Origin of the sequence: Halorussus amylolyticus (genome assembly GCF_004143485.2) — an archaeon.
GTDB classification, from domain to species: Archaea; Halobacteriota; Halobacteria; order Halobacteriales; family Haladaptataceae; genus Halorussus; species Halorussus amylolyticus.
The window spans coordinates 169755-190562 of sequence record NZ_ML974135.1; the positions used below are offsets into that span (position 1 = coordinate 169755).

Annotated in this window: 19 protein-coding genes; 5 read left to right on the top strand and 14 right to left on the bottom strand. The window is 65.3% G+C overall.

The annotated features are described in order from the left end of the window. Positions 1 to 60 precede the first annotated feature (60 nt). The 3 genes from EKH81_RS13000 to EKH81_RS13010 form a co-directional block, all read right to left on the bottom strand. Positions 61 to 705 carry a metal-dependent hydrolase gene (locus EKH81_RS13000; RefSeq protein WP_202935138.1) on the bottom strand — a complete coding sequence of 215 codons (645 nt, stop codon included), beginning with the start codon at positions 703 to 705 and terminating at the stop codon, positions 61 to 63. 86 nt (positions 706 to 791) lie between these two features. Beyond that, complete coding sequence (locus tag EKH81_RS13005) at positions 792 to 2003, bottom strand: MFS transporter (RefSeq protein ID WP_132058593.1); 1212 nt, start codon at positions 2001 to 2003, stop codon at positions 792 to 794. A gap of 90 nt (positions 2004 to 2093) precedes the next feature. Beyond that, positions 2094 to 3626: a M81 family metallopeptidase gene (locus EKH81_RS13010; protein ID WP_132058592.1), complete on the bottom strand. Its 1533-nt coding sequence runs from the start codon at positions 3624 to 3626 to the stop codon at positions 2094 to 2096. 77 nt (positions 3627 to 3703) lie between these two features. On the opposite strand from EKH81_RS13010, the gene EKH81_RS13015 reads away from it, so the two are divergent. Continuing rightward, on the top strand, positions 3704 to 3946 hold the full coding sequence (locus EKH81_RS13015) for a hypothetical protein (protein ID WP_132058591.1): 243 nt from the start codon (positions 3704 to 3706) through the stop codon (positions 3944 to 3946). Positions 3947 to 3984: 38 nt separating this feature from the next. On the opposite strand, the gene EKH81_RS13020 is transcribed toward EKH81_RS13015, so the two are convergent. The 5 genes from EKH81_RS13020 to EKH81_RS13040 all read right to left on the bottom strand — a co-directional run bounded on the left by EKH81_RS13020 (position 3985) and on the right by EKH81_RS13040 (position 9094). Beyond that, positions 3985 to 5175, bottom strand: coding sequence for a sensor histidine kinase (locus EKH81_RS13020; RefSeq protein ID WP_162224617.1), 1191 nt, complete (start codon positions 5173 to 5175; stop codon positions 3985 to 3987). 66 nt (positions 5176 to 5241) lie between these two features. Continuing rightward, the gene (locus EKH81_RS13025) at positions 5242 to 6546 is read right to left on the bottom strand and encodes an amidohydrolase (RefSeq protein WP_132058589.1); all 1305 of its coding nucleotides are present in this window, start codon (positions 6544 to 6546) and stop codon (positions 5242 to 5244) included. 2 nt (positions 6547 to 6548) lie between these two features. Further along, positions 6549 to 7574 (bottom strand): threonine ammonia-lyase, encoded by a 1026-nt coding sequence (locus EKH81_RS13030; protein WP_132058588.1) that lies wholly within the window; start codon positions 7572 to 7574, stop codon positions 6549 to 6551. Positions 7575 to 7632: 58 nt separating this feature from the next. Beyond that, positions 7633 to 8706 carry a permease gene (locus EKH81_RS13035; protein ID WP_132058587.1) on the bottom strand — a complete coding sequence of 358 codons (1074 nt, stop codon included), beginning with the start codon at positions 8704 to 8706 and terminating at the stop codon, positions 7633 to 7635. A 1-nt stretch (position 8707) separates the two neighbouring features. Next, positions 8708 to 9094, bottom strand: coding sequence for an ArsR/SmtB family transcription factor (locus tag EKH81_RS13040; RefSeq protein WP_132058586.1), 387 nt, complete (start codon positions 9092 to 9094; stop codon positions 8708 to 8710). Between the two features lie 133 nt (positions 9095 to 9227). On the opposite strand from EKH81_RS13040, the gene arsN2 reads away from it, so the two are divergent. The 3 genes from arsN2 to EKH81_RS13055 all read left to right on the top strand — a co-directional run bounded on the left by arsN2 (position 9228) and on the right by EKH81_RS13055 (position 11865). Further along, positions 9228 to 9716, top strand: a complete 489-nt coding sequence (gene arsN2, locus EKH81_RS13045; protein ID WP_132058585.1) for an arsenic resistance N-acetyltransferase ArsN2 — start codon at positions 9228 to 9230, stop codon at positions 9714 to 9716. Then, positions 9713 to 10327, top strand: coding sequence for a GNAT family N-acetyltransferase (locus tag EKH81_RS13050; RefSeq protein ID WP_162224618.1), 615 nt, complete (start codon positions 9713 to 9715; stop codon positions 10325 to 10327). The genes arsN2 and EKH81_RS13050 overlap by 4 nt, the downstream gene beginning before the upstream one ends. 77 nt (positions 10328 to 10404) lie before the next feature. Next, complete coding sequence (locus EKH81_RS13055) at positions 10405 to 11865, top strand: metallopeptidase TldD-related protein (protein WP_132058583.1); 1461 nt, start codon at positions 10405 to 10407, stop codon at positions 11863 to 11865. A gap of 119 nt (positions 11866 to 11984) precedes the next feature. Here EKH81_RS13055 and EKH81_RS13060 read toward each other — a convergent pair whose 3' ends face one another. The 5 genes from EKH81_RS13060 to EKH81_RS13080 form a co-directional block, all read right to left on the bottom strand. Next, positions 11985 to 13097 (bottom strand): ABC transporter ATP-binding protein, encoded by a 1113-nt coding sequence (locus EKH81_RS13060; RefSeq protein ID WP_132058582.1) that lies wholly within the window; start codon positions 13095 to 13097, stop codon positions 11985 to 11987. Beyond that, entirely contained in the window at positions 13098 to 14147 is a 1050-nt protein-coding gene (locus EKH81_RS13065) for an ABC transporter ATP-binding protein (RefSeq protein ID WP_132058581.1), read from the bottom strand. Continuing rightward, positions 14144 to 15121, bottom strand: coding sequence for an ABC transporter permease (locus EKH81_RS13070; protein ID WP_132058580.1), 978 nt, complete (start codon positions 15119 to 15121; stop codon positions 14144 to 14146). The genes EKH81_RS13065 and EKH81_RS13070 overlap by 4 nt, the downstream gene beginning before the upstream one ends. A gap of 4 nt (positions 15122 to 15125) precedes the next feature. After that, positions 15126 to 16103 carry an ABC transporter permease gene (locus EKH81_RS13075; RefSeq protein WP_132058579.1) on the bottom strand — a complete coding sequence of 326 codons (978 nt, stop codon included), beginning with the start codon at positions 16101 to 16103 and terminating at the stop codon, positions 15126 to 15128. Between the two features lie 73 nt (positions 16104 to 16176). Then, positions 16177 to 17898, bottom strand: a complete 1722-nt coding sequence (locus tag EKH81_RS13080; protein WP_202935139.1) for an ABC transporter substrate-binding protein — start codon at positions 17896 to 17898, stop codon at positions 16177 to 16179. Positions 17899 to 18262: 364 nt separating this feature from the next. Here EKH81_RS13080 and EKH81_RS13085 point away from each other — a divergent pair, with 364 nt between their 5' ends. Then, positions 18263 to 19615 (top strand): M28 family peptidase, encoded by a 1353-nt coding sequence (locus EKH81_RS13085; protein ID WP_132058578.1) that lies wholly within the window; start codon positions 18263 to 18265, stop codon positions 19613 to 19615. 67 nt (positions 19616 to 19682) lie between these two features. Here the strand turns inward: EKH81_RS13085 and EKH81_RS13090 are convergent, their stop codons facing one another. Next, the gene (locus tag EKH81_RS13090; RefSeq protein WP_162224619.1) at positions 19683 to 20591 is read right to left on the bottom strand and encodes a CPBP family intramembrane glutamic endopeptidase; all 909 of its coding nucleotides are present in this window, start codon (positions 20589 to 20591) and stop codon (positions 19683 to 19685) included. Between the last annotated feature and the right edge of the window lie 217 nt (positions 20592 to 20808).

Below are 20808 nucleotides of genomic sequence, written 5' to 3' on the forward strand. Positions count from 1 at the left end.
ACCGAAGCGGTCGCGCGCTCGGCGAATGAGTACGGTCACTATCTCGCCGCGCGAATGCGGTCAGTCGGCGTCCGAGAGGATTCGACCCCGTCCGTCTTCGTCCGTCTCGTGAAATCGCTCGGGCACGTACGGCCGAACGCCGTGCGGAATCATCGGGACGACCGCGGCCCACAGCTTCGCCAGCGGCTTCCGGAGGAGGGTGTAGCCCGCCGAAACGGCCAGCACCGCGAGGACGAACCACCGAATCGGGGCGTCGTGAAGCGCGAGCGCAGGAGCGGCGAGCAGGGCCGCGAACCCGAGGTCCTCGGGCGCGCCGTCGTAGCGAATCCAGCGCCGGGGGGCGACCCACCGGCTTCGGTAGTGGTCGTACACCGCCTTCTCGGAGGTCTCGCGCCACGGTTCGAGTTCGAGACCGCCGCCGAGCGCGTCCATCGTCGAGTGGAGCGCCGCGCCGACGAGGAACAGGCCGACCGCGACGGTTGCGGTTCCGGGGGCCGCGAGCGCGAGCGCGAGCGCGGGCACCGCGAGAATCGAGTAGTACACCGGGAAGTGGAGCGTCTTTCGGTGGCCCGAATAGAGGTCGAAGTCGGGGAACACGCTCCCGATGACCGCGGCGGCGAGTGCGACCGGACCGAACTCCGGAATGGCCTGCGCCACGGCAGTCGCTACGAATACGCCGACCAGCGCGTGCGTCGTCCCCATCATGTAGAAGCGATGTATGCACCGCGAGTATAAACCGATAGCGTCTGGGTTCGGCAGGTGGCGGGTGGCGAGCGGCGAGCGACTGTCAGTCACCGAATCGCCGCGGGAAGCCGGAGCCATGTGGGCGACACCATCGCGACCAGAATCGCCGCGCTCGCGAGCAGACAGAGCGCGAGACCGACGAACGCCGCGGTGTAGCTCGCAACGTCCGCGACGTAGCCGACGTACGCCGGGCCGAGCGCACCCACGCCGAGGTAGACGGTTCGAGTCGCACCCATGTCCCCGCCCATGCTCGCGTCCGGGAACGTCTGCATCAGGAACGCCTGCATCACGGGCGAGAACGCCATGAATCCGGTCGAGAACACCACGACCATCGCGAGTATCACCGGGCGCGAGAGGAACGCGACCACGCCCGTGATGCCGACCATCCCGAGCGTGAGCGACGCCGCCGCGACCGTGCCGTGGGCGGCACGGTCGCCGAGCGCGCCCGCGAGGGGCTTGACGAGGATTCCGACCCCGAACAGCACCGCGAACGCCGTACTCGCCAGCGCGGGCGAGAAGCCCTTGTCGGCCTGCAGAAACCCCGGGAGGAAGCTAATCGCGCCCTGCCACGCGAGCGAGTAGAGCGAGTAGACCAGCGTGAGATTCCGGATGTCGGGGTCCGCGATAAGTCGGCGCACCGTCGCGCGCAGGTCGAGGTCTACGCGCGCCACCGAGTACGGCTCTCGACTCCAGACGTGGACCATCGCGAGCGCGACGCCGACGAGCAGGACGACCGGGAGAAACGCGGTCTGCCACGTCGCCACCGCGAGCGCGGCGACCGCGACGCTGCTCGCGATGGCTCCGCCCGCGTCACTCGCGGCGGTCTGGACCCCGAACGCCTGCCCGCGTCGGGCGGCGAACAGGTCGGTGATGAGCGCCTTGGTCGGCGTCGAGTAGGTGCCCGCGCCGACGCCGACGAGTGAGGCGGCGACCACGAAGACGGCGTACTCGACGGTGACGACGAACAGCGCGAACCCCGCGATTAGCAGGCCGAGACCCGCGACTAGCATGGTCTTTCTGGAGAGGGCGTCCGAGAGCCGACCGCCGGGGTACTGGGTCAGCGCGTAGAACCCCCAGAGCGACGACAGCGCGAGTCCGGCCTCGAACGACGTGATAGAGAGGTCCTCGATGATGGCCGGGAGCATCGGCGCGAGCGCGAACCGACCCACGCTGAGTCCGACCCACCCGAGCGAGCAGGCGACGAGGAGGCGGCCTTCGTAGCCCCGAAACAACTGTTCGGCCTCGTCACTGCCCGACATACTCACATCCGAAGGTGGCCCTGCATTTCAACCCTGATTTGGCGGCAGAATGGTCGGAGTCGGTCGAAGTCGTCGCGACCGCGGAATCAATCAGCACCAGTCGGGGTAGTCGTCGGCCGCCATCTCGTCGATGGGGAACTTCGGGCGGCCGATTCGCCGGTAGTCATACTGGTGGGGGTCGAACGCCGCGATTCCGGGGCTGTTGACCGTGATGATTTCGCTCGCAATTGGTTCGTAGCTCGCCCGGTAGTGGTTGTTGCTCTTGACCGCGATTACGTCGAGGGTCTCGGGTCGGACCCCGACGTGTCGCCAGATTTCGGCGTCGAGGGGTTGGATTCGCTTCTCGGTCAGGATGACCGAGACGCCGTCGTCGCGCCCGCACCGGAAGAGGACGGTTCGCCCGAGATGGTTCTCGGTCCCGGTTCCCATCGGGCCGGTGTTCCGGAACTCGCCGTCGGTGATGGTGGCGACGTAGCCGTCCACGTCGCCGATTGGCGGCGTGAATCCGCCCTCGGCCTTCCCGCCGAGCGAGACGGTGACGCGCTCGCCGACTCCGGCGTCGAGACACGCCGCGACCGCCTCGGGGTCGTGGAGGAGTGCCATCCCGACGTTGGTCGCGCCGCGGTCGATGAGTTCGCGCAGGACCGCGGTCTCGTCGCCCGTGCCGCCGCCACCGGGATTGTCGCCGCTGTCGGCGAGCACGACGGGACCCGCCTCGGGGTCCTCGACGTGGTCGCTCCGGAGCGCCTCGCCGACCGCGTCGTGGGCGTCGAGGAACGACCCGACGAACGCCTCGCGCATCTCCCACATCTCAGCCGCGAGGTCGCGGGCGGCGTGCGCGGCGGCCGCGTCGTCGTCGGCGAGCGCGACGACCGAACACCCCATCGAGGGCACGTCGGCCTTGTGGAACCCCGGAAACACGCTGACCTTCGCCACGCCGTCGCGCTCCTCGAATCGGCGCGCGGTCGCCATCACCTCGGCCATCGGGCCGGCGCGGGTGTTCTGGAGCGGGCCGTAGGGGAGCATCGGCGGGCGCTCGATGTGAATCGACAGACTCCGGTTCTCGCGCATCATATCGACCAGAAGCTCCGTGGCGCGCCGCCCGGCGTCGGCGGTATCGACGTGGGGGTACGTCTCGAACGCCACGAGCGCGTCGGCCGCCTCGCACATCTCGTTGGTGATGTTGCCGTGGAGGTCGAGCGTCGCCACGATTGGCACGTCGGGACCGACGGCCTCCCTGACCGCCGAGAGGAGCGGCCCCTCGCCGTCGGTCCCCCCCTCGGGAACCATCGCGCCGTGGAGCGAGAGCGAGACGCCGTCTAGGTCGTCGGCGTGTTCGCGCGCCGCCGAGACGATTTCGTCGGTGTAGAAGTCGTACGTTTCGGCAGTCACCATCCCGCCGGGCGTGGCGGCGGCCGCGACGCTCGGAACGAGGTCGAGTCCGGCGGCGTCGGCGGCATCGACGATGCCGCCGACCGAGGTGTTAGTACCCCGGAGACCGGCGACGAGGTCCTCGCCGAAGAACTCCCGCCGGTCGGCGAACGACGACCTGTCGGTCGTGCCGACCGCGAACGTGTTGGTCTCGTGAGAGAACTCGCCCACGAGTACACTTTCGGTTACCATGTGCCCTCCTTGCACCGGGTGCGGTATAAGTCCGAAGGAAGGCGAACTTTGATACGCTCGCTCCCGGAATCGGGAGTATGCAGGAACGGAAGACGCCGACGCAGGGGTGGGCGAAGATGACGCTCGGACTGACGCTTCTGTTCGCAGTCGGGTCGTTCGCGTACTTCGCGCTCGCGGGCCAACCGCTGAGCGGGGCGATGCTGGCGGTTCTAGTCCTCGTCGCGGGCTACTGGGAGTACCGACGCAAGCGACAGGACGAGCAGATAGCCGAGCGCTACGAGGCCGAGGCCGAGGAACAGCGACAGAAACGACAGAAGTAGGCGGATTCGCGGGACCGAAGGAGGCGAGTTCGAGGGGGTCACTGGCGGGCGGTCGATTCACCCTCGGCGTCAGACCGTGTCTTCCCGTCCGCCCTCGTCCCTCCTTTCGGCCCCGTCCCTCTGTCCGGCCTCGCCCCTCCCTCCGAACGCTTCTCCCCGTCCGGTTCGGTCTCGGCATCCGACGCCACTTCGACCCCCGTGACTTCGAACCGCGCCCCGCCGTCGCGGCCCTCGGCCGCGACGACCGACCACCCGTGGGCCTGCGCGATTTCCTCGACGGTGGCGAGTCCGAGACCGGTCCCGCCAGCGTCCTTCGACACGCCGCGGTCGAACACTCGGGAGCGGTCCGGTTCCGGAATCCCGACGCCGTCGTCCTCGACGTAGAAACCGTCGTCAAGGGAACCCACCCGAACCTCGGCGAGCGACTCGCCGCCGTGGTCGATGGCGTTGCGAAACAGATTCTCGAACAGTTGCTGTAAGCGCGTTCGGTTCGCGAGTATTCGAACCTCGGCGTCGAAGCGCGAGTCCACGTCCCGGGTCTCGACCGTCTGCCACGCGTCGGCGGCGACCGATTCCAGATTCGTGGGTCGAGTTTCGCCGATTGCCTGTTGCTGGCGCGCGAGGGTCAGCATGTCCTCGACGATGTCCTCGATTCGGTCGAGTGCGCGTTCGGCCGCGTCGAACTGCTCGGACTCGCCGGTCTCGCGAGCCAGTTGGAGGCGGCCGTGCGCGACGTTGAGCGGACTCCGGAGGTCGTGAGAGACGATACTCGCGAAATCTTCGAGGCGGTCGTTCTGTTCGGCCAGTTGGTCGGCGCGTCGCTGAAGTCGCTCGCGCTGGTCCCGCAGACGGAGGACGCCCGCCGTGAGAACGCCATTCGCGAACGTACCGATTGCGACGCCGTGAAGCATGGTGTAGCCCGGTTCGGGCGGCACGTCGCCGTCCAGCCCCTGAACGAAGAGAATCCACCCCATGAGCAGGGTGAACAGCACCCCGCCCGAAAGGTGGCCGAGCGCGACGAGCGCCACGTCACGGTCGGCGAACGAACTGTAGTGGAGCCACCGACCGAACCCTATCACACCCGCCGCGACGACGACCGGGAGCAGAATCTCCGCGGAATCGACGACGATGCGGTCTCGGTCCACGTAACCGTAGGTGAGCGCCAACGCGAGCAGCAGTCCGCCGACGCCGACGACAGACCAGCGAGAGACGAACCGTTTCCACTCCATTCGTCTAGCGATGACCAGATAGATTAAAATACCATTCGGAATTCGTGTCGGACCGTCGCGACGAACTTAGCTGTCGCGGGCCGCCTCGCCGCGTCCCGCGGCGAGGACGGCCTCGGTCAGCACGTCCACCGCGATGGGAATCGTCTCCTCGTCTACGTCGAACGTCGCGGTGTGGTGGCCGGTCGGGTGGTCGGTACCGACGATGGCGTAGGCCGCGAGACCGCCGCGCTGTTGAACCGCGTCCATCAGGTAAGTGGCGTCCTCGCTCGCGCCGAACGACGACTCGGCGATGGCGTTCTCGACCGCGGGATGGTCGAGCGCGGCGTCGTGAACCAGCGCCGCGAGTTCGGGGTCGCTGTCGGACCGGGGGGCTTGCCCGCGCGTCGTGATTTCGGCCTCGCAGCCGTGCATCTCGGCCGCCGAGTGAATCACGCGCTCGACCTTCTCTTTCATGTACTCCATGAGTTCGGTGGTCTCGCCCCGGACCTCGGCCCCGGCCTCGATTCGCTCGGCCACGATGTTCGACGCGGTGCCGCCCTCGACCTCGCCGATGTTGACCCGGGTCGCGCCGTCCTCGTGGCGCGGGATGGCGTAGGCGTTCTGGATGGCGGTGCCGAGCGCCTGCATCGCGTTGTTGCCCTCGTTGGGCGCGAGGCCCGCGTGGGCCGACTCCCCCCGGAACTCGACGCCGACGCTGCTGACCGCGAGGGGTTCGATGATTCCGGCGACCACCTCGCCGGTCGGGTGGTTCAGGCCGACGTGGACCGCGAACAGCGAGTCCACATCCTCGATGTGTTCGCTTTTCGCCATCGGTCGGCCGCCGCCGCCCTTCTCCTCGGCCGGCTGGAGGAACAGCTTGAACGTCCCCGAGAAGTCGCTCTCCGCGACCGCTTCCAGCACCGCGAGGCCGATGGTCATGTGGGCGTCGTGACCGCAGGCGTGCATCGTGTCGTCGCGCTCCGACCGGAAGCCCTCGGCGACCGGGACGTGGTCGGAGTCTTCGGACTCCTCGCGGAGCAGGCCGTCGATGTCCACCCGGAGCGCCACGGTTGGTCCCTCGCCGCGACGGAGGACCGCGACAGCGCCCGTACAGTCGTCGAGTCGGTCGAGAACGTCGGGGTCGGCGCCGCGCTCGCGGGCCATCTCGCGCCACTCGGCGATTTGGTCGGCGGGCGGCACCGCCAGTCGCTCGCCGGGGTTCATCGCGTCTCGGCCGAGGTACAATTCGTCCACGCCGATTCGGTCGATTTCCTCGACCAGTTTGGCGGTGGTGTAGAACTCGCGCCACGCGGGTTCGGGGTAGCGGTGGAGTTCTCGGCGGAGTTCGCTGAGTCGGTCACGAATCGGGGTCGAAGGTGTGTCTGCTGTCATGGTTATCGTTCCTCCAGCGCGCGAATCAGTTTGTCGCCAGCGACGTTTCGGCCCGAAGTCGGGACCACGACGGTCTGGCCCGCGAGGTCGTCGCCCGCGCGGAGCGCGGCCGCGATGGCCGCGCCCGACGCGCCCTCGATGGTGATGTTCTCCTCGCGGAACATCGCGACCACGGCGTCCCAGATTTCGTCGTCGTTCACGGTTTCGAGGTCGGCCAGACGCCCGCGCATGATTTCCATCGTGAGCGCGAACGGGACGTGCGAGGCGATTCCCTCGGCGGTGGTATTCGTGCCGTCGCCGGGGTCGAGGTGGCCCTCGTGGAAGCCACGATACACGGCGTTCGCGCCCTCGGCCTGCACGCCGACGACGCGCGCGTCGGAAATCGCGCCGAGCGTCAGGCAGTAGCCCGCCGCGCCGCTTCCCCCGCCGACCGGGCAGAAGACGGTGTCCACGTCGGGGAGTTCGTCGAGCACTTCGAGTCCGGCGGTGCCGACGCCCGCCACGAGGTCGGGTTCGTTCGCGGAGTGGACGTACCGGTAGCCCTTCTCGGCCGCTTGATTCTCCGCCCATTCACGGGCGGCGTCGTAGCCCTCGCCGCGCTCCTCGACGGTCGCGCCCATTCGCTCCATCGACCGGACTTTGCCCGGGTTCGGGTCGTCGGGGACCGCGATTGTGACGGGGAGGCCGAACTCCCGGCCCGCGTAGGCGACGGACTGGCCGTGGTTGCCCGTGCTCGCCGCGATGAGGCCCTGTTCGCGGAACTCGTCGTCCAGTCGCGCGCCGAGCGTGATTCCGCCCCGGACCTTGAACGCGCCGGTCGGAAGGGTGTCCTCGCGCTTGAGGTACACGTCGGCGTCGAGTTCCTCCGAGAGGAGTTCGCTTCGCACGAGCGGCGTCTTCGGGAGATACTTGCTCACGATTCGTCTGGCCCGGAACACGTCCTTGGTGGTCGGCGGCGTGAGGTCGTGGTACGGAAACACCGTCGTCGCGTCGGGCGACTCGACCGGCTGGTACGTTGGGCCTGACATGGCATCACGTAGCTCTCGGCGGGCTATTAACGTTCAGGTTCCGGCGGGGTAGCCCACCTCAGGCTAACGCCGCGTTGAACGCCAGTCCGACGACGACGCCGGTCGCGACCACGGTCACAGCGTAGGTCGCCAGCAGCGTCCGGTCGAACAGCTTGTTGAGCAGAATCAGGTTCGGGATGCTCACGCCCGCGCTCCCCACGACGAACGCGAGCACGGTGCCGATTTGGACGCCCTGCTCGGCGAACGACGCCGCGACCGGGAGCATCGCGCTCATGCTCACGTAGATGGGCGCTCCGGCTATCGCGGCGATGGGAACCGCGAGGGGGTTCTCCGGGCCGATGACGGCCAGCACGACCGACGCCGGGACGAAGCCGTGGACGATTGCGCCGAGCGTCATGCCGAGCAGGAGGTACGGGAGGAGGTCCACGAAGAACTCCCGCGCGCCAGTCGCGGCCCGGCCGACGCGCTCGCGGTGGGACGCCGCGTTCCGCGGCGTCCCACCGCCGCACCCGGAGTCGCAACACGACTCCGAAGCTCCGGCGTCCGCGGTTCCACAGTCGGTGGGTCCACAGCCCGCGGTCCCGCTGTCCGCGGTTCCGCAGCTCGCGGTCCCACCGTCGGTAGCGACTTCCGAATCGCCCGACGAGTCGCCGTCCGGCGACTCGTCGGGCGCGAGCAGCGACACGTCCTTGACGTGGGCTTCGAGGTCGAGTCGTCCGATGACGATGCCGCCGACCACCGCGGCCACGAGCGTCAGGCCGACGTAGGCGGCCGCGACTTCGAGACCGAACAGTCCCACGAGCAGGATGACTGCGAGTTCGTTCACGAGCGGCGACGCCAGCAAGAACGAGAACGCGAGACCGAGGGGTGCGCCAGCGCCGAGCAGACCCGCGAGGACCGGCACGGTCGAACACGAGCAGAAGGGCGTGACTGCACCGATTCCGGCCGCGACGGCGTTCCCGGTCCCGCCGTCGTGTCGGCGGAGAATCCCCTCGACGCGCTCGGGCGGCATGTACTCCTGTAGGAGGCCGACGAGGAACGCCCCCGCGACGAACAGCGGAATCAGGACGACCGCGAGGTGGACGAAGAAGTCCCACGCGGCCGCGACGTCGCCAGTGAGCAACCCGACCATCTCAGTCCTCCCGTACCGCAACCGCGAGGTCGAGCACGTCCATGACCGCGGCGTCGGCGATGCGGTAGTAGTTCCACTTGCCCTTCTTGCGACTCGTCACGAGTCCCGCCTCGCGGAGTTTGCGGAGGTGGGTCGCGACCGTAGACTGGGGCGCGTCGATGAGGACCATGAGTTCACAGCCGCATCGCTCGCCGTTCCGGAGGATATCGAGCAGTCGGAGGCGGTCCTCGTTCGCGAGCGCCCGGAACACCGGATACTGGGACTCGACCGCGTCCTCGTCCGCGCGGTGGTCGAGGAGTTCCGGGATTTCCTCGTCCGGGTCGTCGTACAGGCGTTCGAGCGTCTCTCGGGCGTCGTCGGTCGGCGCGTTCGAATCGACATCACTCATATCGGGCTAGAACGATTCGTATTTACATAAACGTTTTCGTAGTGTGCAGTTGGGGCGGTTTCTTTCCGGATACTGCCGGGATATGTGCGATTCGCTCACAAATTTTATATCCGTAGGTCTCGATTCGTTTTCCATGGCTCCGGAATCCCAACTGCGTGCCGCAGACGCGAGCGACCGCGAGTACGCCGAGCGACTGCTCACCGACGAGGGTCTCCCGGTCGCGGACCTCGACGGGAAAATCGACTGCCTCCGAATCTGTGAAGTCAACGGCGAGCGCGTCGGCGTCGGCGGCCTCGAAATTTGTGGCGACTCCGCACTCCTGCGCTCGGTCGCGGTCGAGGAAACCGCGCGCGGAAACGGCTACGGACGAACCATCTGCGAGCGCCTGCTCGACGACGCCGCCGACGCGGGCGTCGAGTCGGCGTACCTGCTCACGACCACCGCGCCCGAGTTCTTCGACGCGCAGGGGTTCGCAGAGGTCGAGCGCGAGTCGGCACCCTTCGAGATTCGTGACACGACCGAGTTCGCGGAACTGTGCCCCGATTCGGCGGTCTGCATGGCGCGTGGGGTGGACGCGACCGAGGGGAATTCCGATACCGAGACCGGGGGGAAATCGGCGTGAGTTCCGAAATCCGACTCGCGACCCCGGACGATGCCGGGGCGATTCGAGACATCTACGCGCCCGTCGTCCGCGAGACCGCCATCTCGTTCCAAGAGACGCCTCCGAGCGTGGCGGAGTTTCGGGAGCAAATCGCGGACGACCGGTACCCGTGGTTGGTCTACGAGCGCGAGGGTCGGAATGAGTCTCGGGGCGGGACCGAGAGTGAAGTACTGGGATTCGCGAAGGCCGGACCCCACAAGAGTCGCGCGGCCTACCGGTGGGCGGTGGACGTGTCGGCGTACGTTCGTGCGGACTCGCGTAGCTCCGGGGTCGGAACCCGACTCTACGACGCGCTCCTCCCGGTTCTCAGTGCACAGGGCTTTTACACCGCAATCGCGGTTATCGCGCTCCCGAATTCCGCGAGCGTCGGTCTCCACGAGTCGATGGGGTTCCAGTCGGTCGGGACGTTCGAGTCGGTCGGCTTCAAAAACGGCGACTGGCGGGACGTTGGGTGGTGGCAACGCTCGCTCGGCGAGCGCCCGCCCGACCCCGACTCGCCGAAGGCAGTCGAGGGCGTCGATTCCGAGCGAATCGCGGCGGCAATGGAGGGCGGCGTGAGAGAACGGGACTGAGTCGCGAGCGAAATTCGACCTGCGAGGCGTGACCGGTAACGGGGGTTTCATGGTTCGCGATTACATATCCACGAAGCATGAGCGACGAACGCGAAGAAGTGTTGGACGCGATGGACTGGCTACTGAACCGATTCGAGAACGACGACGACGTCGCGTACGCCGAAGTCGGGGGCATCTATCAGGAGAAGACCGACCTCGTGGTGACCGAGGACGGGCCGCGGGAGAACACTGCATTCACCGAGACGGGGGTCTGTCTGCGAGTGTTCGCCAACGGGTCGGCCGACTACCGCTACTCGTCGAGCATCGACGAGGAGAGTCTGGAGGACGTGGCCGACCGCGCGGTTCGAAGCGGGGAGGTCCTCGCCCAAGACGACCCCGCACAGTTCGACGCCTACACCACCCACCGGGCGGTCCACGGCGGATGGGCGAACGAGCGCATCGACGCTCGCGAGAAGGACGCCAAAGTCGATGCGGTCGTGGACGGTCTCGAACCGGCCGACGACCTCGATTTGCGCCACGTCTGGGCCAACTACGCCGACGCCCACGTCGAGGCGTCGTGGGGGTCGACCACCGGGAGCACCGTCCAGACCACGACCGACCGAGCGCAGGTCACTCTCGTCCTCGACCTCGAAGACGGGCCGAAACTCGAACGTCACGCCGGTTCGACCCGGGGCGCGAAGTTCCTCGACACCCTTCCGGAGTTCTTCGACGGCGCGCTCGCCGACGCACGAGAACTCGCCGACGCGACCGCCGCGGAATCGCCGACCGGCGAACGGACGGTCGCGCTGAGTCCCGAAGCCGCCGCCCAACTGTTCCACTTCGTCTCCCACTACCTCGAAACCGACCACGGTTACATGGGGCTGAGTCCCTACTCGGTCGGCGACGAAATCGGTCCCGACGACCTCACCATCGAGGACGGCGTTCGAGCAGGGTCGTGGGCCGCGCTCGCGTACGACGCCGAACTCCGACCCACGACGCCGGTGCAACTGGTCGAGGACGGCGAGGTCACGCGACTCCTCCACAACACCGCGACGGCGGCCGAGGAGGAAACCTACCCCGCGGGCAATGCCGTACCGAGCCTCGGTTTCGAACAGGCACCACGAATCCACGCCCGGCATCTGGAGGTCGCGCCCGGCGACGCTGACCCCAAGCAACTCCGGGAGTCGGCCGACGTGTACGTCGAACGGTTCGGAACGCCGTGGCTCCGCGACGAGTTCGAGCGCGTCCAACGGACCGGAGTCATGCCCGCGAGCGTCCTCTACGCCAAGGACATCGACCGGAAAACCGTGGACCGGCCCGACCGAGGCTGCGCCGAACTCCCGGTCGCCGAAGGCTATCGGCTCGAAGACGGCGAGCGCGCGGGACGCGTCGATAACGTCGCAGTAGATTACGACCCCGACACCGTCAGCGACATCACCGACATCGGAACGACTCGCGCCACGGTCACGGGCGTCTGTGAGAAGCACAAATCACAGCTGCCGTGGGCGGTGAGCGCGCCCGGAGTCAGACTCCGAGCGACGCTAAAGGAACGGAACTAATCATCTAAAAACTGAAAATCGCCCAAAACCGAAGTAATCGTCCGTGAGTCGGTCCGTTTTCGAACCAGCCCTATTTTCGAACCGACTCCGTTTTCAAATCGAGTGCCGATTCGAATCGACTAGTCGTCGGCCGGAGCCGATTCCGAACCGTCGTTGGCCGCCGTCGCGTTCTCTGCGCGACCCCCGTCGAGTTCGGCGTAGGGGTCGTACCCCTCTGCGCTCTCGAACAGGTGGCACGCGATGTCCTGGTCGGCGCCGGTGTCGGACTTGGCTTCGAGCGGCGGCACCACTTGGTCGCACACGTCGCCGATGTACTTCGGACACCGGTCCTTGAACCGGCATCCGGTCGGCACGTCGATGACGTCGCCGACCTCGCCCTGGAGTTCGACGCGTTCGCGACCCACGTCGGGGTCGGGAACCGGCACGGCGTTGATGAGCGCCTGCGTGTAGGGGTGTTGGGGGTTCTCGATAATCTGGTCGGTCGGCCCCTTCTCCACGATTTTACCCATGTACATGATGGCGAGTCGGTCGCACATGTGACGCAGGAGCGAGAGGTCGTGGCTGATGTAGACGACCGAGAGACCGAACTCCTCGGTCATCCGGTCGAGCAGCGACAGCACGCCCGCCCGCAGGCTCACGTCGAGCATCGACACCGGTTCGTCGGCCACGATGAAGTCGGGGTCGAGCACGAGCGCCCGCGCGATGGCGACCCGCTGGCGCTGGCCGCCCGACAGTTCGTGGGGGTACTGGTCGAAGTAGTGCTCGGCGGGCATGAGTTCGGCGAACTCCAGCGCACGCTGGACCCGAGCGGTCTCGTTCCGGATGTCGTGGACCCGAAGCGGTTCGGCCACGATGTCGTACACCGTCATCCGGGGGTTGAGGCTCTCGAAGGGGTCCTGGAAAATCATCTGGGCGTTCTGGCGGAACTCCTTGATTTCCTCGTCGCTGGCCTCCGAGAGGCGCTTGTTGTTGTAGTGGATGTCGCCGTCGGTGGGTTCGTGAAGCTTCACCAGCGACATGCCGGTAGTGGTCTTGCCACATCCGGACTCGCCCGCGAGACCCAACGTCTCGCCTCGCTTGAGGTCGAACGAGACGCCGTCGACCGCGTGAACGTAGTCGGGGTCGTCACCGGTGACCGACTGGAGGAGACTCGCTATCCAGCCTTCGTCCACCTTGAAGTGCTTCTTCAGGTCGTCGACGTGAAGAATCACGTCGTCGTCGGTTTTACTCATTTAGTCATCACCTGCCTGTGCGCCAGCGTTCTTCGCTGCGACGGTGTTCTCCCACGTCTCGGGGTCGTCGGCGTACGGTCGAAGCTCCTGGTCGATGTCCTCGGCGTAGTGACAGTACGTCCGGAGGTCGCCCATCTCGTGTTCGGACGGGACCTCCTCGCGGCACCTGTCGGTCGCCATCGGGCACCGCTCGGCAAATCGACAGCCCTCCGGCGGGTCGATTAGCTCCGGCGGGTAGCCAGCGATGGAGAGCAGGTCCTGGTTCTCCATCCGGATGTTCGGGAACGCACGCTTCAGCCCGATGCTGTAGGGGTGGTAGGGGTTGTTGAAGATGTCCTCGACCGGTCCCTCCTCCGCGATTTGGCCAGCGTACATCACGATGACGCGGTCGCACGTCTCCGCGACCACGCTCACGTCGTGGGTGATGACCAGCATCGAGGAGTTTATCTCGTCCTGAATCTGGCTGATGCGCTTCAGGATTTGGTCCTGCATGATGACGTCGAGCGCGGTGGTCGGCTCGTCGGCCAGCACGAGCGACGGGTCGAGCGCGAGCGACATCGCAATCATCGCGCGCTGGCGCATCCCGCCAGAGAACTGGTGGGGGTAGTCGTCGGCCCGTTCGGGGTCGAGGCCCACGAGTTCGAACATCTCGGTCACGATTTCGTTCGACTCCACTCGCCCGGTCCCCGGTCGGTGGGTCTCGATGGCCTCCACGATTTGCTCGCGAATCGTGTACACCGGGTCGAGACTGTTCATCGCCGACTGGGCAATCATCGAGATTTCTTCCCACTTGAGACGGCGGCGCTGCGCGCCGTTCATCTCGGTGAGGTCGTCGCCTTTGAAGTTGATGCTCCCGGCGTTGATGTAGCCCGCGTCGGGCAGAATCCCGATTATCGACTTCGCGAGCGTGGTCTTACCGCACCCGGACTCGCCGACGATGCCGAGGTTCTCGCCCTCTTCGAGTTCGAACGAGACGCCGTCGACCGCCTGAGCGGGTCCTTGTTCCGTTTCGTAGTACACTTCGAGGTCTTCGACTTCGAGTAGACTCATTGTAGCTTGGGGTTAGTGATTTCTTCGTAGCCGCGGCCGATCAGGAAGCCGCTGATGACCAGTAGGCCGATGCAGATTCCCGGCGGCACGAACCACCACCACGCGCCGAACTGGAGCGCGGAGTACGCCCGCGAAGCCTGAAGCATCGTTCCCCACGACACGGTGTTGGGGTCTCCCAGACCGATGAACGAGACGCCCGCTTCGGTGAGAATCGCCCACGCGATTGCGAACGACCCGTAGAGGAACGACATCGGAAGCACGTTCGGTGCGAGATGTCTGCTGATTATGTGCCAGTCGCCCGCACCCGCCACTTCGGCCGCCTTGACGAACGGCCGTTCGCGAAGCGAGAGTGCTTGCGACCGGATGACACGCGCGGTCGAGCGCCACTGGAGAATTATCAGCGCGAAGATGATGTTCCAGAGGCTCGGCCCGAGCAACGCGACGAGGATGATGACCGTCGGGAGCATCGGCATCCCGTACAGGAAGTCGACGATGCGCATCAGCGCGTCGTCGATTTTCCCGCCGTAGTAGCCCGCGACTAGTCCGACCATCGTCCCGATGCCCGCGGTGAACACCGCCGCGATGAGTCCGACGAGGAGCGCGGCGCGCGTCCCGTAGACGAGCTGGCTGAAGATGTCGAATCCCTCGGCCGTCGTTCCGAGGAGATAGCCGCTGTCGGCTCCCAACAGCGACGGTTCGGCCCACTTCAGGATGATGATTTCGGCGTCTGACTCGTACTGGCGTTGGAGCGGCGGGTTCTCCGTAATGTACGGGGCGATGACCGCCACGACCATGAAGAACGCCACCATGAGCATCGAGAGCTTGACCGACAGCTCGTCGGTCAGCAGCCCCCAGTGCTCGCTTAGCGTCTCGCGCCAGAGTCGAGCCGTCCGTTGCCACCGATTTATCTCTTCGCCGGAACCGCCGTCGTCGATGTCCGTGAATATCGAGCCTGTAGTTTCTTCTTGTGCCATGATTCTAGTCGTAGGTCACCCGCGGGTCGAGGTAGCCGTAGGCGAGGTCGGCGATGAAGTTCAGGATGATGATGGTCGCGGCCAGCACCATGAACGTTCCCTGCGCGACCGGGAAGTCACGGCGGAGCACCGCACGGACCATCTCCCGACCGATACCGGGCCACGCGAACACCGTCTCGATGAGCACGCTTCCGCCGACCGCGTAGCCGAGCGCGATTGCTGCGGCGGTGACGATGGGCAACAGCGCGTTTCGCGCGGCGTGCTTGAACATGATGGTGCGCTCTTTGAGGCCCTTCGCCCGGCACACGTCGATGAAGTCCTCGGAGAGAACTTCTAGCATGCTCGACCGCATGATGAGCAGCGGGTAGCCCATGAAGTAGTACGCCAGCACCAGCGCGGGTGCTGCGAGGTGTTGCAGGAAGTCCACCGAGGTTATCATAGCGAAGAAGCTCAGATTCGCCGTCCCAGCGCTGGTCATCCCGCTCATCGGGATAACGCCGAAACCCGCGCCGAATATCCAGAGCACCAACAGGCCGACGTAGAACGTCGGGACGCTCCGCGCGACCAGCGCGACGATGACCGCGGTGCGCTCGAAGCGCGACCCGCGATACCATCCCGACAGCACGCCGAGCGTGATACCGGCGGCGTACGCGAGCACGAACGCCGTCAGCATCAAGACGAGCGTGTTCGGCAGGTACGTCGCAATTACTTCGCTCACCGGAGCGTTCGAGTGGAACGATTGACCGAAGTCCAGTACGACGATGTTCTGTAGGAACTTGATGTACTGGATGTGCATCGGTTCGTTGAGTCCGTAACTCGCGATAATCGCCTGGCGCGCCTCGGGCGTCATCGACGACGACACGATGTACGATGTCGGGTCGCCCGGCATCAGCCGGAACAGTCCGAACAGGACCGTCCCGACCGCCCAGAACGTCACCACGAGCTGGAGTGACCGTCTTACAACAAAGCTAGCTTTTCCCATGTTACTGATTTACGTTGTCCTCTGTCCTTCGTTCTTAAAAAATCTATCGGGTGTACAAACGCCCGATGAATCGTTACTCGCTCGGGGCGACGAGCATGTCGTCGTCATTCCACGAGTAGCCCGCTTCTTCGAGGCGGCTCCGAGCCGCCTCGGGACTCTCCTCGTACTCGGTCACGTCTTCGGTGTGGAGCGGACCGAACGCCTCCGAGACGAGGTTGAAGCCGACTTCCGGGAAGCCGAACAGGACCTGGTCGACGATGGGCGTCCGCGGAATCGTCTCCACGAGCGCCTTGCGCATCTGCGCGTCGTCGAGGTAGTCCTCGCGCTCGTTGGGCGTGAACTTCCAGAACGTCGCGGCCGGGTTGCTTTCGACCGTGATGACGTCTTCGTCCTGATTCTCGTCGAGGCTGCGGTCGACACGACCGAACGGCTCGTAGTTGAGGTCGCCGTTGATGAGGTTCTCCCACACGGTCGAGGCTTCGGGGATGATGCGCCAGAAGCGCTGCTCGAAGTCGACGGGTGCGAAGTGGTCCTCGAACTTCGTGAGACCGAACTCGCTGCCCTCGTTCCAGTAGTCGAACTGGAGCGGACCGCTGCCGACGGGCTCCTCGATGTTGGCCTGACTCGGCTCGTCGACATCTTCCCACTCGTGCTGGGGGATGATGGGAATCAGGTTCGCGACCGCGAGGTTGAACGGACCGAGCGGTTCGGACATGTTGATGCGGACCGTCTCCTCGTCGACGACTTCCGCGCCTTCGAGGTAGCTCGTCTGCGTCGAGTAGAGCGGGACCTCGTTGTCGTTGATGTAGTTGTACGTGAACGCGACGTCCTCGGCGGTGAGGTCTTCGCCGTCGTGCCACGAGTGGTCGGTGCGGATGGTGTACTCGATGGTGGTCTCGTCCACGCGCTCGAAGTCGGTGGCGAGGCTCACGTCGTGGTCGATTTCGCCCTCGTTGTTGAGCTGGACCAGTTTGTCGTACATCACGTTGAACTGGTAGACGTGCTTGCTCTCGTCGTTGTGGCCGAGCACGTTCATGGTCGAGAGCGTCTCGGGCCAGTAGCCCTTGAGGGTGTCCTCGTCACCCTGCATCTCGAGGTTAATCATGGTCCAGTAGGAGTTGTACCCGTTGGCCAGGTCCGACTGCCAGTTGTCGACCTGCTCGTTGTTGTAGATGGCCAACTGCGGCATGTGCGTGATGGGCATCATGGGCACGTCGTCCATCAGCGTCTGCTGGATTTCGTGGCACTGCTCGATACGAGTGTCCTCGTCGGGTTCCGCGAGGTAGCTCGACATCAGCTCGTCCACGTCGGGGTTCTCGTAGCCCGAGTAGTTCCCGTCGCCGGGGTCGGTGTTGTCGGAGTTGAACAGGTTGTTCAGTTCCGTCACCGGCTCGGAGACGAAGAACGTGTGCCACGTCGCGAAGCTGTAGTCGTACTCCTCGGACACGCGGCTGAACAGGGTACCCCATTCGAGCACGTCGACTTCAACATCGAGGCCGATGTCGCCGAACTGGTCGGCGATGATGTTAATCGCGTCGTGTCGGGGCGGGTTGTAGCTCTGCGCGTTGTTGACGTACGTGTACGTCGGGAGCGTCTCGCCCGAGCCACCGTCGTCGCCGCCGGAGTCCTCGGTCGTCTCGTCGCCACCGGTATCGTCGCCACCGGAGTCTTCTGTCGTCTCATCGTCCTGACCGCCGCCACCTGAGCAGCCAGCCAGTGCAGTCATGCCGACCATGCCGCCCGCGGTGGTCGCTTTCAGGAAATCTCGCCGTTTCAAATCGTCTGACTTCGCCATGGAACGTGACATCGTTACACAAGCGCCTATAAAAACCTACCGATAGTTAAAAACGGCAGGAAGCAAATTGCCGAATATCGGCGTCGTAAGCGTCTAAAAATTATATTTTTCGGCCAATTTAATAAGGATTATCTATGTCCAAATGTGTTTCGGTACTCGAAGCGCGGAGAGGTTCGAACGCCGAACCGTCTCGTATGTCTCGACACCGAAACGAGCGACGAAAACACAATCACCGCGAGACGCCGCACGAACGCCGAACGTCAGGTGACCGACGGCGATACCAAGGCCAAACTCTGACGAGACGAGGCTACCGCTAACCAAATGACCATGTAGGTAGTCTCCCTTGCTCCAGTCGTCTTCAACGATGTCAACACTACCGACCACGCTCGTCGGCGACGCGTACACCAGCACCCACACGTGGGACCTGCTCTGTGACCTCGTCGATATCGACAATCGGATGGCGGGACAGCAAGGCGAAGCCGATGGGGCCGAGCTCGTAAAGGACGCCTTCGAGGAACACGGCTTCCGCGACGCGTCTATCAACGAGTTCGGCATTCCGGGATGGTGGCGCGGGTCGTGTTCGCTCACCGTCGAACCCGACCGGACCCACACCTTCGACGAGCGGTTCGAGATGGTCGAACTGCCGGGGACCCCGAGCGGCGAAGTGGACGCCGAAATCGTGGACGTGGGGGACGGCCTTCCGAAGGACTTCGAGGGCGCGGACCTCGACGGGAAAATCGTGATGGCGTCGAGCGTCACCCCCGACGACTACGGCCGGTGGATTCACCGAGCCGAGAAGTACGGCGCGGCCGCGAAGGCCGGGGCCGCCGCGTTCCTGTTCCGAAACCACATCGAGGGCTGTCTCCCGCCGACCGGGAGCATCGGCAACGAGGACGGTCCCGGCCCGATTCCGGCGGTCGGCGTCTCCAAGGAAGTCGGCGACCGACTCGTCCGGTACTGCGAGGACGGCCCGATAGACGCCGAACTCTCCGTGGAGTGTCGCAACGAACCCGCCACCTCGCGAAACATCGAAGCGGTCATCGGACCCGACACCGACGAGGAGGTCCTGCTGACCGCGCACGTGGACGCCCACGACGTGGGCGAGGGCGCGAACGACAACGGCGTCGGCACCGTCCTCGTCTCGGAGGTGGGCCGCCTGCTGACCCAAATCGAGGACGACCTCGAAACCAAGGTCCGCCTGCTCGTGTTCGGTTCGGAGGAGGTCGGCCTGTTCGGCGCGTACCACTGGGCCGACACCCACGACCCCGAGCAGGTCAAGTGCATCGTCAACATCGACGGCGCGGGCTACTCCCGGAACCTCGACATCCACACCCACGGTTTCGACGCCATCGGCGACGCCTTCGAGGAGGTCAGCGACGAACTCGGGATTCCCATCCGAGTGAACTCGGGTATTCGACCCCACAGCGACCACTGGCCGTTCGTCCAGAAGGGCATCGCGGGATGTCAGGCCCGCTCGACCTCCGAGGGGAGCGGTCGCGGCTGGGGCCACACGCACGGCGACACCCTCGACAAACTCGACCTTCGGGACTTCCGCGAACTCGCGGTGGGTCTCGCTGGCGGCGTCGTCAAACTCGCCGAGGAGGACCGTACCGTCGAACACAAGCCGGTCGCGGAGATTCGAGACGCCACCGTCGAGCAGGGCTACGAGGAGGGCATGCGAAACACGGATAGCTGGCCGTTCGACGACGTGGAATGAAAAAGCGGCCGAAGTAAGGCTCAATCGAAAACGAGCGACCGTTTTCGGTCGCTCGCACGTCGCTAGTTTACCGAGACAGCGACTTGTGGACGGAGACGCCGTCGTACAGGAGAGCGGCCCATCCGACGACGAGGACGACGCCCGCGAGTATGCGAACGAACAAAATCTCGTAAGTGGGGGCGGCGGTAGTGAAGGTGAGCGTCACGACCGTCGGAAGGGCAATACCGAACACACTTTCGCCGGACATACTCAGCAGAGATACACCGCCGAAGTGAATCCCGATTGGGAGCGACAGTTGCCCGGAGACGACGTACGCGAGGGCGAAGACCACCCCAAGTCCTGCACTGGTAAGCGCCGAGTGGATGCCACCGCCACCCGGTGGAAGAGGATGATAGAAACCAAAGACAACGAGGCTGGCGGCCGTCGCACCACCCACGGCGGGGAGCGCTCCCACGGTCCGCGCCGTCAATCCTTCGGCGAAGTTCCGAAGCAAGATGGCGCGGAAAACGACCTCCTCGTAGACGTTGTTCGCCAAAAAGTAAAACAGAACACCGGTGAGGACACCAATCGAGAGAAACGGTCCGAACGTGCCACCGTTCCAAGAAACGTCGAGCGCGAGCGTCGCGTACCCGCGAACCGAGAGGTACACAGCGACCACTCCAACCATCAGCACTCCGATGGCGACACCGCCGACCCAGTCGCGTAGCCATCCCAAAGACCAGTCGAATCCGTATTCGGCGTAGGCCCGCCCGTCCAATCGGGCGGCGACGATGAGCGCGATGCCGGCGGTTGCCATCAGAGTTAGTCCCATTCCGACCAACACCGCCAGCGCCACAGGGGTCGGAGGCGCTCCATCCGTTTCGGGGACCAAGGCCGAGAACAGTCCGAGGATGACGAGCAACTGGACGAGATACGAGACGACCAGGGGAAGTAGTCCCCGCCACGTCGCCCTGAGACGACCGTCCTTCGTCGTCACGGCCGCTCGCTCGAAGATGCGAGACACGAAGGGGATTGCCATGATATGAAAAGTTGGCAGTTACGAATCAAATACCTTTCTAAATTCGGACAGGTATGGTGTGCGTCGGGGTGGCTTCGGAGTTTCGACCGACAAGCAAAAGTTGCCGGAACATGTCGCTTCGACCAGCAATCACCATGCCCGAATCCCGAACCACCGAACCACGATTGGAGGACGG